This is a genomic window from Microbacterium sp. CIAB417 (assembly GCF_022788845.1).
Genome location: NZ_JAHZUT010000003.1, coordinates 783278 through 796027 on the forward strand (window position 1 = coordinate 783278; position 12750 = coordinate 796027).

At 69.6% G+C, this 12750-nt stretch carries 11 protein-coding genes; 2 read left to right on the top strand and 9 right to left on the bottom strand.

Features of this window, described 5'->3' with window-relative positions; translation table 11 throughout:
* Positions 1 to 10: 10 nt before the first annotated feature.
* Positions 11 to 1276 (bottom strand): hypothetical protein, encoded by a 1266-nt coding sequence (locus KYX17_RS16120; protein ID WP_243227947.1) that lies wholly within the window; start codon positions 1274 to 1276, stop codon positions 11 to 13.
* Between the two features lie 119 nt (positions 1277 to 1395).
* On the opposite strand from KYX17_RS16120, the gene KYX17_RS16125 reads away from it, so the two are divergent.
* Positions 1396 to 2106: a DUF4191 domain-containing protein gene (locus tag KYX17_RS16125; RefSeq protein ID WP_243227948.1), complete on the top strand. Its 711-nt coding sequence runs from the start codon at positions 1396 to 1398 to the stop codon at positions 2104 to 2106.
* Positions 2107 to 2109: 3 nt separating this feature from the next.
* Here KYX17_RS16125 and KYX17_RS16130 read toward each other — a convergent pair whose 3' ends face one another.
* Positions 2110 to 2544 (bottom strand): RDD family protein, encoded by a 435-nt coding sequence (locus KYX17_RS16130; RefSeq protein WP_243227949.1) that lies wholly within the window; start codon positions 2542 to 2544, stop codon positions 2110 to 2112.
* Positions 2545 to 2679: 135 nt separating this feature from the next.
* Between KYX17_RS16130 and glnA the strand changes: the two genes are divergently transcribed.
* Entirely contained in the window at positions 2680 to 4104 is a 1425-nt protein-coding gene (gene glnA / locus KYX17_RS16135; protein WP_243227950.1) for a type I glutamate--ammonia ligase, read from the top strand.
* A 72-nt stretch (positions 4105 to 4176) separates the two neighbouring features.
* Here glnA and KYX17_RS16140 read toward each other — a convergent pair whose 3' ends face one another.
* From KYX17_RS16140 to KYX17_RS16170, 7 genes are all read right to left on the bottom strand, one after another.
* Positions 4177 to 4995 carry a DUF4190 domain-containing protein gene (locus tag KYX17_RS16140; protein ID WP_243227951.1) on the bottom strand — a complete coding sequence of 273 codons (819 nt, stop codon included), beginning with the start codon at positions 4993 to 4995 and terminating at the stop codon, positions 4177 to 4179.
* Between the two features lie 151 nt (positions 4996 to 5146).
* Positions 5147 to 6565, bottom strand: a complete 1419-nt coding sequence (locus KYX17_RS16145; RefSeq protein ID WP_243227952.1) for a PepSY domain-containing protein — start codon at positions 6563 to 6565, stop codon at positions 5147 to 5149.
* Between the two features lie 11 nt (positions 6566 to 6576).
* Positions 6577 to 7803 (bottom strand): Dyp-type peroxidase, encoded by a 1227-nt coding sequence (locus KYX17_RS16150; protein WP_243227953.1) that lies wholly within the window; start codon positions 7801 to 7803, stop codon positions 6577 to 6579.
* The gene (locus KYX17_RS16155; protein WP_243227954.1) at positions 7803 to 8345 is read right to left on the bottom strand and encodes a copper chaperone PCu(A)C; all 543 of its coding nucleotides are present in this window, start codon (positions 8343 to 8345) and stop codon (positions 7803 to 7805) included. The genes KYX17_RS16150 and KYX17_RS16155 overlap by 1 nt, the downstream gene beginning before the upstream one ends.
* Positions 8346 to 8379: 34 nt before the next feature.
* Entirely contained in the window at positions 8380 to 8976 is a 597-nt protein-coding gene (locus tag KYX17_RS16160; protein ID WP_243227955.1) for a copper resistance CopC family protein, read from the bottom strand.
* Between the two features lie 108 nt (positions 8977 to 9084).
* Positions 9085 to 9702 carry a hypothetical protein gene (locus tag KYX17_RS16165; protein WP_243227956.1) on the bottom strand — a complete coding sequence of 206 codons (618 nt, stop codon included), beginning with the start codon at positions 9700 to 9702 and terminating at the stop codon, positions 9085 to 9087.
* A 48-nt stretch (positions 9703 to 9750) separates the two neighbouring features.
* Positions 9751 to 12750: a bifunctional [glutamine synthetase] adenylyltransferase/[glutamine synthetase]-adenylyl-L-tyrosine phosphorylase gene (locus tag KYX17_RS16170; protein WP_243227957.1), complete on the bottom strand. Its 3000-nt coding sequence runs from the start codon at positions 12748 to 12750 to the stop codon at positions 9751 to 9753.

Here is a 12750-nt window from a genome sequence, read left to right on the forward strand (position 1 = left end):
CATCCCGCACCTATGGGTGCTGCGCGACATCATGGATGCCGCGCAGCACCCATTCGTCGTTCTGACGCACGATCGCCACGATCTGCGGCACCGCTGAACCCCTCGGGTCGTCGGCGCGCAGCAGGGTGAGACCGCCGAGATCGTCGATGACCGTCAGCGACACGTCCGCGACCATGGCCGCACCCGCTGGGTCGGCGTCGATCCGCGCCTCCTGCAGTCTCTGCCGGCAGGAATCGTCTCCGCACGCGTGCCATTCGGCGAGCAACGCGCGCGCCGCGGCGACGGGGTCATCCGGCCCCGTCGCCGCGGGAGGATCGACGGGTGGCGCCGTGGCGGCGGCAACCTCTGGGGCGAGAGAAGCTCCGGATGACGCCGGGAGGGGCGCTGTGTCACTGGAATCCGGCCACAGGAGCCCTACGGCGAGAACGAGAGCCACGACACCGAGCCCGACCAGCAGCACGGGACGACGAGAGCGCGGCTTCTGCGTCCGCGTCGACCGCCGCCACCGCTGACGCACGGCGTCGACACGCTCTGCGACCAGGTCGCTGAGCGAACCGTCCATCGCGACGGTCAATCGGCGCCACGTCGATGTCGGTGGGTTCGCCTCCGCGCGCGCCTGCGCGCGGCTGATCGACGTCGCGACGGATGATTCCTCGATGCGCACCGCCTGCGGCCTCGCCGCAGCGAACAAGTCGTCCTCCAGGGCGGAGAGCCCTCCGCGCAGACGCCTCGTGTCGCGAACGGCGACGGATGCGGCATCGATCGCGCGTCGAGCGACATCGTGGTCACCGCAATCCAGCATCGCCAGCAGATCGGCCGCGCCGACCGCGGCGACGGCACCCTCGTGACCGTGGACGAACAGCGGCGCACCGGCGGCGTCCAGCCACCAGCTGCCCACGCAGGTGCCTCGCGGATGCGCGGCGTTCTCGGCCGCGACGCCGCGGAGCAGGCTCACGGCGATGGTGACGGCCTCACCGGGCGCCACCGTTGCGCGCCGACGAAGCAGCGACTCCAGTGTGCAGCGCACCGTCGGGAGCAGGACGAGCGGCCCCTCGGCCGTGGCGACGACGTCCAGCGGTGCCAGGACGTGTTCGCCCGAGGCCGCCCAGATGCCCGTTCCCTCGACGGCGGCGACCGGCACCGCGAGTGCCGGCTCACCCTCGTGGACCACGATGTCTCCGCCGAACGGGGCCGCATCGGCTCCGACGGAGCGCAGGACCACGGGTTCCACGAGCGAACGCAGGGGTGGCGGGGCGGGCAGGAGGAACGAGGACATGTTCCGATCGTGGTCGCCAGAGGGGCAGGCACCGCGGCGTTTCACAGAGCGGAGGATGCTCGGTGCACTGCCCTCGGGGTGGGGAGAAGAGATCGGACGGCACCGGTAGGCTGGAGGGTATGGCAGCCCGCGATTCCGCCCCCGAGAAGCGCCCCGGATTCTTCTCGCAGTTGAAGACCCTGTACCGCTACACCAAGGACGCGTACTCCTGGCTGCCGTACGCCCTGATCGGCATCGTGCTGCTGGGCATCGCGCTCGGCGCGGGCGTGGGCTTCCTCATCCCGCCGCTCACCGTCTGGAGCGTCATCCTCTGGGGCATCACGGGCCTGTTCGCCGGCATCCTGGGCTCGCTCATCCTGACCACGCGCCTGTCGACGACCGCGATGTACAAGCAGATCGACGGCATGCCGGGTGCCGCCGGACGTGTGATGTCGGTGTCGCTCGGACGCCGCTGGCAAGCAAGCGAGATGCCCGTCGGCATCAACCCCCGCACTCAGGAGGCCGTGTACCGCGCCGTCGGCCGCGGCGGCATCGTCCTCGTGGGCGAGGGAGCGCGCGGTCGTCTGACGCGTCTCATCGCCGACGAGCGCTCGAAGGCGCAGCGCGTCGCCTCGGGCGTGCCGGTGACCGTGTTCTACGTCGGCCACGGCGAGGACGAGGTTCCGATCGCGAAGCTCGCGAGCACGATCAAGGCTCTGCCCAAGAAGATCGACCGCACCACGATGGCCGCCGTCATCAAGCGCATCGACTCGGTGTCGCAGTCGCTGACGTCGCTGCCGATCCCGAAGGGCGTCGACCCCAACCGCGTGCGCGCCCAGCGCCCGCGTTGATCTTCAGCCGCGGATGAGGACGCTGCCCGCGGCCTGATCGTGCAGTCCTCGCTGGTCGGCATCCCAGACCACCGCGGGGATGACGAGCAGCAGAAGCACCGTGCGGACGATGGGCCGCCAAAGACCGACCCATCCGCCGCGGACAAGAACCAGTCGCATCCCGAGGATGCGGTGCCCCGGGCTTCCGCCGATCAGCGGGATGAACAGGATCTGCACCAGCGCGAACACCAGCATCGGCGCGAAGGTCGACAGCCCCGCCTCGCCCGGCAGCGCCCACGGGTCATACCGGAGGAATGCGACGGCCAGGATCGTGGCGCACGTCCAGTCGATCAGCAGGGCGAGCAGGCGCCTGCCCACGCGCGCGACCGACGTCGATCCGGTGCGGGGCAGCCCGAGGCGCTCACCGGGATAGCTGGACTCGACGGGGGTCTCGGGCATGCATCAACCCTAATCGGGGACCCGTAACATCCCGGAAACATATGGGACACTGGCGAGCAACGCCCGATCGATAGCGTCAGATCAGCCCGCCGTGGCGGGCGGAACTTCCCGAAATGCCCTACCTCTGGAGTCTCCATGTTCAGTGATTCATCCGAGGTGCTGAAGTTCATCAAGGACGAGGACGTCAAGTTCCTCGACATCCGCTTCACGGATCTCCCTGGTGTGCAGCAGCACTTCAACATCCCCGCGTCCACCGTCGACGAGGAGTTCTTCACCGTCGGTCAGCTGTTCGACGGCTCGTCGATCCGCGGGTTCGCGAACATCCACGAATCGGACATGCAGCTCATCCCCGACGTGTCGACCGCGTACCTCGACCCGTTCCGCGAGGCGAAGACGCTCGTCATGGTCTTCGACATCTACAACCCGCGCAACGGCGAGATCTACTCGAAGGACCCCCGCCAGGTCGCCAAGAAGGCCGAGAAGTACCTCGCCTCCACCGGCATCGCCGACACCGCGTTCTTCGCCCCCGAGGCCGAGTTCTACATCTTCGACGACGTCCGCTACGAGGTGAAGCAGAACTCGAGCTTCTACTCGGTCGACTCCGAAGAGGGCGCCTGGAACACGGGCCGCACCGAAGAGGGCGGCAACCTGGCCAACAAGACCCCTTACAAGGGTGGCTACTTCCCCGTCTCCCCCGTCGACAAGACGGCGGACCTGCGCGACGACATCAGCCTGCGCCTCATCGAGGCCGGCCTCATCCTCGAGCGCGCACACCACGAGGTGGGCACGGGCGGACAGCAGGAGATCAACTACCGCTTCGACACCATGGTGCACGCGGCCGACGACATCCTGAAGTTCAAGTACATCGTCAAGAACACCGCCGAGCAGTGGGGCAAGGTCGCGACCTTCATGCCCAAGCCGCTCTTCGGCGACAACGGCTCCGGCATGCACACGCACCAGTCGCTGTGGAACGACGGCAAGCCGCTGTTCTACGACGAGAAGGGCTACGGCGGGCTGTCCGACATCGCCCGCTGGTACATCGGCGGCATCCTGGCGCACGCGCCCGCCGTCCTGGCGTTCACGAACCCCACGCTGAACAGCTACCACCGTCTGGTGAAGGGCTTCGAGGCTCCGGTCAACCTGGTCTACTCGGCCGGTAACCGTTCGGCGGCCATCCGCATCCCGATCACGGGCACCAACCCCAAGGCCAAGCGCATCGAGTTCCGCGCCCCCGACGCCTCGGGCAACCCGTACCTCGCCTTCGCCGCGCAGCTCATGGCCGGCCTCGACGGCATCAAGAACCGCATCGAGCCGCACGAGCCGGTCGACAAGGACCTCTACGAGCTTCCCCCCGAGGAGGCCAAGGGCATCCCGCAGGTGCCGAACTCGCTGCTCGACTCGCTCGAGGCGCTGCGCGCCGACCACGAGTTCCTGCTGCAGGGCGGCGTCTTCACCGAGGAGCTCATCGAGACCTGGATCGAGTACAAGATCGAGAACGAGATCCAGCCGATCGCTCAGCGCCCGCACCCCTTCGAGTACGAGCTCTACTTCGGCGTCTGACGCCGCGAGCCTCGCGCTCCCACACGAAGAACGGCCCCGGCATTCGCCGGGGCCGTTCTTCGTGTGCACAGCTCAGCCGAACGAGCCACTGCTCATGGCCGCGACGAGCGCGACCAGCAGGAAGATGCCGACCGCGATCGCGAGCAGCAGCACGATGTGGCCGAGGATCATGCCGATGATCGCGTTCGTACGACCGACACCGCCCGAGCGCTTCGCTTTCGCGAGCCCTGCATAGCCGAGTGCGACCGAGCAGATGCTCAGCGGGAACGTCATGATCACGATGAAGAACCCGAGGAAGGGGATCAGCAGGCTGAGCAGGGATGCGGCCGAGATCGCGCCGAGGATCAGCGACCACAGCGCGGGGTTGTTGGTGGGTGGGCCCGCGACGACCGGGGCTGCGCCCGCTGTTGACGACGCCACGGCCGACTGCTGTCCGGGCGCCGGAGGCTGGAACCCGGGATGCGGCGCGTAGACGGGCTGCTGTTGCGGGTACCCGGGCGCCTGCGTCGCCTGGCCGTATCCCTGCACCGGCGGATAGCCCTGCTGGGGCGATACAGCGTATCCCTGCGCCGGCGCGTGACCCGGAGCCGGCGGCTGGTTGTATCCCTGTGGGGCCGTCGGGTAGCCCGGCGCCTGCGGCTGCGCGTATCCGGGGTAGCTCTGCTGCGGAGAAACGCCGTAGGGTTGCGGCGGGACACTGTACGACGGATAGGTCGGCTGGGGTGCCGCTGCGGCGGGCGGCTGCGGAGCATCGCCCGACTGCGGCGCCACCGGCTGATCGCTCGCGACGGGCCCCGGCTGGGCCACGGCGTCGGGCGCTGGAACGGGCGGCTCGGACGGCTGCTGCGGATCGGACATCGTTCCCCCGGTTTTCGTCGTGTCGCTGTGCATCGCGCCGAGTCTCGCGAGCGCACTCAGCGGTTGCCGTCCAGCATACGGATGAGGATGCGGCGATGACCGGCCCTTGCGGGCAGATGGGGATGAACGTCTCTCTGGTGGCCGTGGGCTCCCTCCACGACCACCGGAGACGCTGACGGTCGCCTCAGCGAGCCGGCCGTCGCGCCCACAGGCCGAGCAGCACGTCGATCACGACGAACGCGATCAGCGGATATCCGACCAGCGGGAGCCACCAACCGATCACACCCGCAGCCGCGACGACGGAGAGCAGGCCCCACCAGGGCGCCGCGCGCATCGCTCCGCGCGCCGGTGCCGCCCCGACGAGCCGACCGCCGCGTGTCGGTCGGCGCTTCCACCACATCGCGTAGCCGAGCACGACGAGTGTTCCGATGCCGATGGCGATGAACAGCAGCGCGAGCTGGTTCATCCAGCCGAACAGCACACCCATATGCAGGTCGATGCCCCAGCGTGCGAGCTTTGCCAGCAGAGGGAAGTCGGTGAAGTCCACGCGCGACACGACCTGCATCGTGGCCCCGTCGATCGCGACCGCATCCGCCTCCGTCGGGAAGGAGCGTTTGATCTCAGTCACTGTCCACGCCTGCCCGGGCGCGGCGGGCGGCTTGATCTCCACCTCTTCCGTGTTCACGTTGATCCGCCGGGCGATGGCCAGCATGGCATCGAACGTGGCCGGATTCGCCTCCCCCGTCGGCGCCGTAGCGGCCCCGCCGTGGTGCGCAGCATGCTCGTCCGGTGCCTCCTGCGCACCCGCGTGGTCCGTCTGCAGCACCGGCGTGGCGCCGCCGACCGCCGCGCGCAGAGCGGAGACGTTCGCCCCGGCATAGGTGGACCATGTGATCCCGGTCGCCGAGAGCATGAGCGCGCCGAGGAGCACCCAGATCCCGACGGAGGCGTGCCAACTGAACAGGCGCCGGTATCCGCGGCGCCTCACGGCGGGCCGAGCGAACTCCCGCTTCGCGCGCGCCTTCCGGATGCGCATCACCCACAGCGCACCACCCGCGAGCACGATGATCGCGAGCCAGGATGCGGCCAGCTCGCTGTACAGGCGACCGGGCTCGCCCAGATGCAGGTTGCGGTGGAGGTTGGAGATCCACGTGCGCAGCGGCAGCGCGCCGCTGGTGCCGTACGCCGTGAGGTCGCCGCGGATCTCCCCCGTGCCCGGGTCGACGAACACCGCGCGTGACGCGCTGGCTGCGAGCCCGTCCTCGGCGAACATAACGCGGGTGGTGTCACCGGCCCCGGGAGCAGGTCGCACCGCGCTCAGTACCGCATCGTCGCTGGCGTACGCCTCCGCCGACCTGATCTGGTCGGCGAGCGACAGCCTCGTGGCTGTCTCGGGAGCGTGCAGCTCGTGCGCGTAGACGACCTGTTCGAGCGTCGGGGCGATCGCGTACAAGGCCCCGCTCGTCGCCGCGACGAGGATGAAAGGGCCGACGAGCAGCCCCGCGTAGAAGTGGACCCGCAGCAGCAGCGATCCGAACCATGCACCACGGGACCCGCCCGTGCGCGGGCGGGCCGGTGAGGGAGGGACGAGGGTGTCGGTCATCGTCTCGCTCCTCACGACAGCAGGGTCTCGCCGATGAACCCGCCCTGCGCGCAGCCGGGCGGTGCCGCGAAGACCGCGGAGCCGATGGGGGTCGTCCACTGGTTCAACAGGTCGAGCTCGTCCAAGCGTCGCTGCAGCGGCACGAACTGGCCCGCCACATCCGCCTGGAACGACACGAACACCAGGCCCGCACGGGAGATCTCGCCACCAGCGGGAGTGTCGTCGTAGTTGTATCCGCGCCGGAAGATGCGTTCCCGGCGATCATCGCTGCGTGCACGACGCATGTGGGAGAACTCCGGGATGACGGGAAAGCCGATCGGCGTCTTCGCGTCGAAGTCCGGCTCGTCGTGCTCCTGCGTGCCCGTTAGCGGCGCGCCGTTCGATTGGAATCGCCCGACGGACTGGTCGCGCCCGGGGCGGTCGAGCCGGTCCCATTTGTCGAGGTCCATCGCGATGCGGCGCACGACCACGCCGGTGCCGCCGGTGAGCCATCCGCTCGGATGCCACACCACCTCGTCGAAGTCGGCCGTCCCGGGCTCGGGATTGGCCGTACCGTCCACCTGCCCGAAGAGGTTGCGCATCGTGGTGCCGGGTTTGACGGTCCCGTGCGCACGCCGGAAACCGTTCTGCGTCCACCGCACGCTCGCGAAGCTGCGTGCGTCCTTCAACAGCATCCTCGAGGCGTGGGCGAGCGTCACCGGGTCGTCCGATGCGACCTGGATCAGCAGGTCGCCGTCGCAGTACTCCGGCTGCAGCCGATCGATGCCGAACGCCGGCAGCGGGCCGAGCCACTGCGGAGCCGATCCCCCTGCCACCTGGACGAAGCGCGGACCGAACGCGAACGTCACGGTGAGACGGGCCGGTGCCAGCGCGAGTTCGGGCTCGGAGTCGGCGAGAGCAGGCTCTCCCTGCGTCATCCGCGCGGCATCGTCGCTCAACGTGCGCATCAGCCGTCGCAGGCCGTCGCGGTCGACCTCGGGCTTCAGATCCAGGGCAACGAAGACCGCGTGCGACTGCGCATCCGTGTCGATTCCCGCCTGGTGCACGCCGTAGAACGGCACGGTGGTATCGCCGTTCAAAGGCGCGATCGCGGATGGCGCGGACGGCGCCGCGGGAAGCGCCGCGTCGATGGCGATCGCGGCCGCCGCGCCGACACCCGCGACGGCTCCCCCGAGGAGGAACTGTCGCCGGGTGGCGCGATGCCGAACCGTAGTGTCATCGGGATCGCGCCGTGACATCAGTGGCTCATCCCGCTGTCGCCGCTCATGTCCATGTCGCCGCCCTCGTAATTCTCGTTCGCCCCCGCGTAATCCTTGACCGGAGCGGTGATCTGGGAGCTCGTGCCGTCCGAGTACGTGAGGGTCAGGGTGACGTCGTCGCCCGCGACGAGCGGCGCGGTCAGATCCATGAGCATGATGTGGTTGCCGCCGGGGGCGAGGGTCAGACTCCCGTGCGCGGGAATCACGAAGCCGCCGTCGATCTGACGCATGACCATTTGCCCCGACTCGTTCTCGACGGTCTCGTGGAGCTCGACCGCGGACGACGCGGGCGTCGTCGCGGATGTCACCGTGACGTCGGCGTCACCGTCGTTGTTCAGTTCGCCGAACGCGGCCGACATGCCGGAGTCCGCGGACTTGACCCAGGCGTCGGAGACGGAGATCGTCTCGGCAGCGGTCGCGGAGCTCGCAGTCGGCTGACTCTGGGCGGCGCAACCCGCGAGAGCGAGTGCGGTGAGAGCGAGAGCTGCGGTGAAGCGGATACGGGTGGTGGGATTGTACACAGGGGTGTGCCTTTCAAAAGCGGGACGGGCGAGCTCAGTGCTCGGCGTCGTCCGTGCCGCGCGCGTCGGAGCGGCGGCGGAGGAAGAGGATGAGTGCGAAGAGCGCGACGGCGATGCCGGCACCGGCGGCGCCGACGAACGCGATGCGCAGCGCTCCGGCGTTCTCCTGACCGGCCTCATCGGCCGTCGGATCGTCTGCTTGTGCGGCCTGACCGTCCGCCGTCGGCGCCGTCGGCTGCGCCGTGTGCTCGAGAGGCGTTCCGTCGCCGATCGTGAACGGGACGGTGCCCGCGATCGGATGACCGTCCGACGACACCACACGCCACCGCACTTCATATCCCGCATCCGGCATGTCCGGCTGCAGGTCGACGCTGACGGTCTGGCCGTCGAGCATCGGCTCGGTGGCTGCCCAGTCGCGCCCGTCGGCGTCGGCGACGATGACCGCGGCGCCGGTGTCGAGCACGTCGGCGGAGAAGGTCAGCGTGACCTGCGTCGGCGCCTCGGCGAGTCGTTGCCCGGTGTCGGGCGTGGAGGACAGAAGTTCATCGTGAGCGGACGCGGGAGCGGCCACCGCCAAGACGGCGGCGAACGCCACCACGATCCCCGCGACGATACGTCGCGACAGGGACATGAGACACCTTTCGACAGCGGCGCGCGCACGCGCCGCACCACACGGGACGCCTGCCAGAACGACAGGCGGAAGCGCAACACACGACGCGAAGGCGTCGTGGAGGCGTGATCAGACCGTGTGCAGGTGCGGCGGGCCGCGTCGGGCGATGTCTCGAAGGAAGAACCGTGGGCGCACGAGCGGTGCGCGCACGAAGGCCGCAGACGCGACGCGCGGGGCGTCGGCATCGACATCCTCGACGACGAGCGCCAGCCGGATGCGGAGCCGTGCCATCAGAGTGCGGGTCAGCTCGACGAGCGCACGCACGCATCGTTCTCCGCGGTGCAGCGCGAGGATCGTGACCACGGCGGCGACGGCGTGACCGAGCCACATCGCAGGGTCGCCGTGCAGGGCGTCGGTCATCCCGGCGCTCGACGAGGGCATCGCCTCACCCATGCCGTGCATGGCGTGATGGTCCTGTCCCACGCCCGGCACGGCGAAGGACCCCAGCACGAAGAGGGTGTGGAACAGTGCCTGGCTGAGCACGACGGCCATCGACAGTCGCCACGCCGACAGGCGACGGCCGGCCAGGACCGTACAGACGGCCAGCGACAGCACGAAGGGAATCAGGATGCCGAGCCACCCCGGCACGGTGCCGCCGGCACTCACGTGAGACAGGAGTGCGACGAAAGTCGCGACGGCCGCAGACGTCGCCCCGCGCAACAGGCGGGGAAGACGGGAGCGGCGCACGAGCCTATTCTCGCAGCCGCCGACGCGTCGCTCGACCCTCGCCGCCGCTCATCCGTAGAACTGCTTCTCGAACACTCGGCGTGAGAGGCGGGCCGCCCGCATCCAGTCCTCCTCGACCCGGGAGGCGGAACGAGGCGGGTACTCCAACAGACGCCCGATGCCGTCCAAGCGCCGCCGGTCGGCGGGGAGGACGTCGCTCGTCTGGGCCGACAGCAGGGTGTTCGCCGAACGCAGTCGACTGGCCAACCGCCAGGCCTCGTGAAGACGCGGCACGGCGCTCTCGGGCAGCAGCCCCGCCTCTCCGGCGGTGCGCAGCGCATCCGTCGTCGAGGTCGTGCGCAGCGCCGGCACCGCATGGGCGTGCTGCAGCTGCAGTAGCTGGACGAGCCATTCCACATCGCTGAGACCGCCGGGCCCGAGCTTGAGGTGGCGCGACGGATCGACGCCCTGCGGGAGCCGCTCGCTTTCGACACGCGCCTTGATGCGTTTGATCTCTCGTACGCCCTGCGGGTCTGCACGCTCCGGGTACCGCACGCGGTCTGCCAGCTCTGTGAAAGCGTCGATGAGCTTCACGCTCCCCGCGACGCCCCGAGCGCGCAGAAGCGCCTGCGCCTCCCACGACAGCGACCAGCGACCGTAATACTCCGCGTACGAGTCCAGCGATCGCACGAGCGGGCCGTTGCGCCCCTCGGGGCGGAGGTCGGCGTCGAGATCGAGGGGAACACGGTGGTCTTCGGAATGCGTGCGCAGCCCTTGCACGAGCTTCAGCGACAGCGCGTGCGCACGTTCCGGGTCGACACCGTTCGGCCGATACACGTACAGCACGTCCGCATCCGAGCCGAAGCCGAGCTCTCGTCCTCCGAAGCGCCCCATGGCGATGACGGAGAAGTCGAGCGCGTCGTCTTCGGGCGGCACGACCTCGCGACGCACGGCGCGGAGCGTCGCCTGGATCGTCACCTCGGTAATCGTGCTGAGCGAATCGGCGAGCTCCTCGATCGTGAGCACACCGAGTACGGCGGCCATCGCGGTGCGCAGCAGCTCGCGGCGTCGGAGCGCGCGCACGAAGGGCATCGCGTCGTCCAGACTGTCGTGCCGTGTCTGGATCGCGCGGGCCTCGGTCTGCAGCGCGACACCGCTGCGCGGGCGCAGGAGCTCGGGATCGTCGAGCCACGCCGCCGCTTCCGGAATCCACTCCATCAGCTCGCCGATGTAGCGCGAGCCCGACAGCACGCGGGTGAGGCTTTCGGCAGCCGCAGACGAGTCGCGCAGCAGGCGCAGGAACCACGGGGTGTCCCCCAACCGTTCGCTGATGCGACGGAAGGCGAGCAGCCCGTAGTCGGGGTCGACGCCGTCGGCGAACCACCGGATCATGATCGGCATGAGATGGCGCTGGATCGTCGCCTTGCGGCTGATCCCGCTCGTCAGCGCCGCGATGTGCCGGAGCGCACCGGCGGGGTCCTGGAACCCGATCGCTGCCAGACGATCGTGCGCCTGCGCGGCGGACAGCGTGCGCTCGCCTTCCGGGAGCGCCGCGACGGCCGACAGCAAAGGCCGGTAGAACAGGCGCACGTGGATGTCGCGCACCTCGCGCTTGACCCGCTCCCACTCCGCGGTGACCCCTGCGGCGCTGTCGGCGACGCCGCTGGCGCGCGCGAGCACGCGGCGATCATCGTCCTTCTCGGGCATGAGGTGTGTACGACGAAGTCCGCGCAACTGCAGCCGGTGCTCGAGCACACGGAGGAACCGATAGTCCCGGGCGAAGGCAGCAGCCTCGGCCCGCCCGATGTAGCCCTCTGCGACGAGCGCATCCAACGCGTCCAGGGTGCCGCGCTGACGGATGCGGTCGTCGGTGAGCCCGTGCACGAGCTGGAGCAGCTGCACGGTGAACTCGATGTCGCGGATGCCGCCGGGACCGAGTTTGATCTGCAGCGGCACCTCGTGCGCGGGGATGTGATCCGTGACGCGCTCCCGCATCCGCTGCACGCTGTCGACGAAGTTCTCGCGCGCGGCGCTCGTCCACACTTTGGGCTGCACGGCGGCGACGTACTCGCGTCCGAGCTCCAGGTCGCCGGCGAGCGGCCGCGCCTTCAGCAGCGCCTGGAACTCCCAGCTGCCCGCCCAACGGTCGTAGTACGAGAGGTGGGACTCGAGGGTGCGCACGAGCGCCCCCTGCTTGCCCTCCGGGCGCAGGTTCGCATCGACCTCCCACAGCGGCGGTTCGACCTCGATGCCCGAGATGCCCTGCATCGTCTGCACGGCGAGGCGCGTCGCGATGTCGATGAGACGGCTCTCGCCCCACTCCTCCTCGGCGCCCTCGGCGGCGCCGCAGACGAAGATGACGTCGACGTCGCTGACATAGTTCAGCTCGCGAGCGCCGGTCTTTCCCATGCCGATGATCGCGAGGCGCGTCGCGGCCACTTGCTCCCGGGGAAACAGCCCTCCCGGTCGGCCCTGCGAGATGCGCGTGCGGGCGACACTGAGCGATGCCTCGAGAGCGGCGCCCGCCGCATCCGCGAGTGCCGCAGCGACCTCGGGGAGCACGTCGATCGCATCCGGCGCCCGCAGATCGAATGCCGCGATGCGAGCCAGCAGCCGCCGATAGCGCACGCGCAGTGCGACCCAGGAGGATTCGTCCCCGGATGCGGCGAAGCCGTCCTCGGCGCCGACCGACTCCTGCAGCTCCCGCTGCATCTCATCCGCCCGCGGCAGGATCTCTCCCGCCGTCGCGAGGTCTGCCAGCTCTTCGGGGTGGCGCAGATAGAACTCGCCGAAGCCGTCCGAGGCTCCGAGGAGCAGCCAGAACACTCGGCGCGCGTGCGGATCGCGCAGCGTCGCCGTGACAGCGTCCGGGTTGCGTCGTGCGATTCTGCTCGCGCAGCGCAGCGCGCCGTCGGGGTCGGCAGCGTGGCCGAGATCGGCGATCACCTCGCCGCGGCTCAGAGCCAGCAGCTCGACGAGCTCGTCGAACGCCTGCTCGGCCGCTTCGAGGTCGCCGAGCCCGAGCCGGACGAGGTCCGTTCGGCTCGAGGAGCGCTCCGTGCCGGCCAT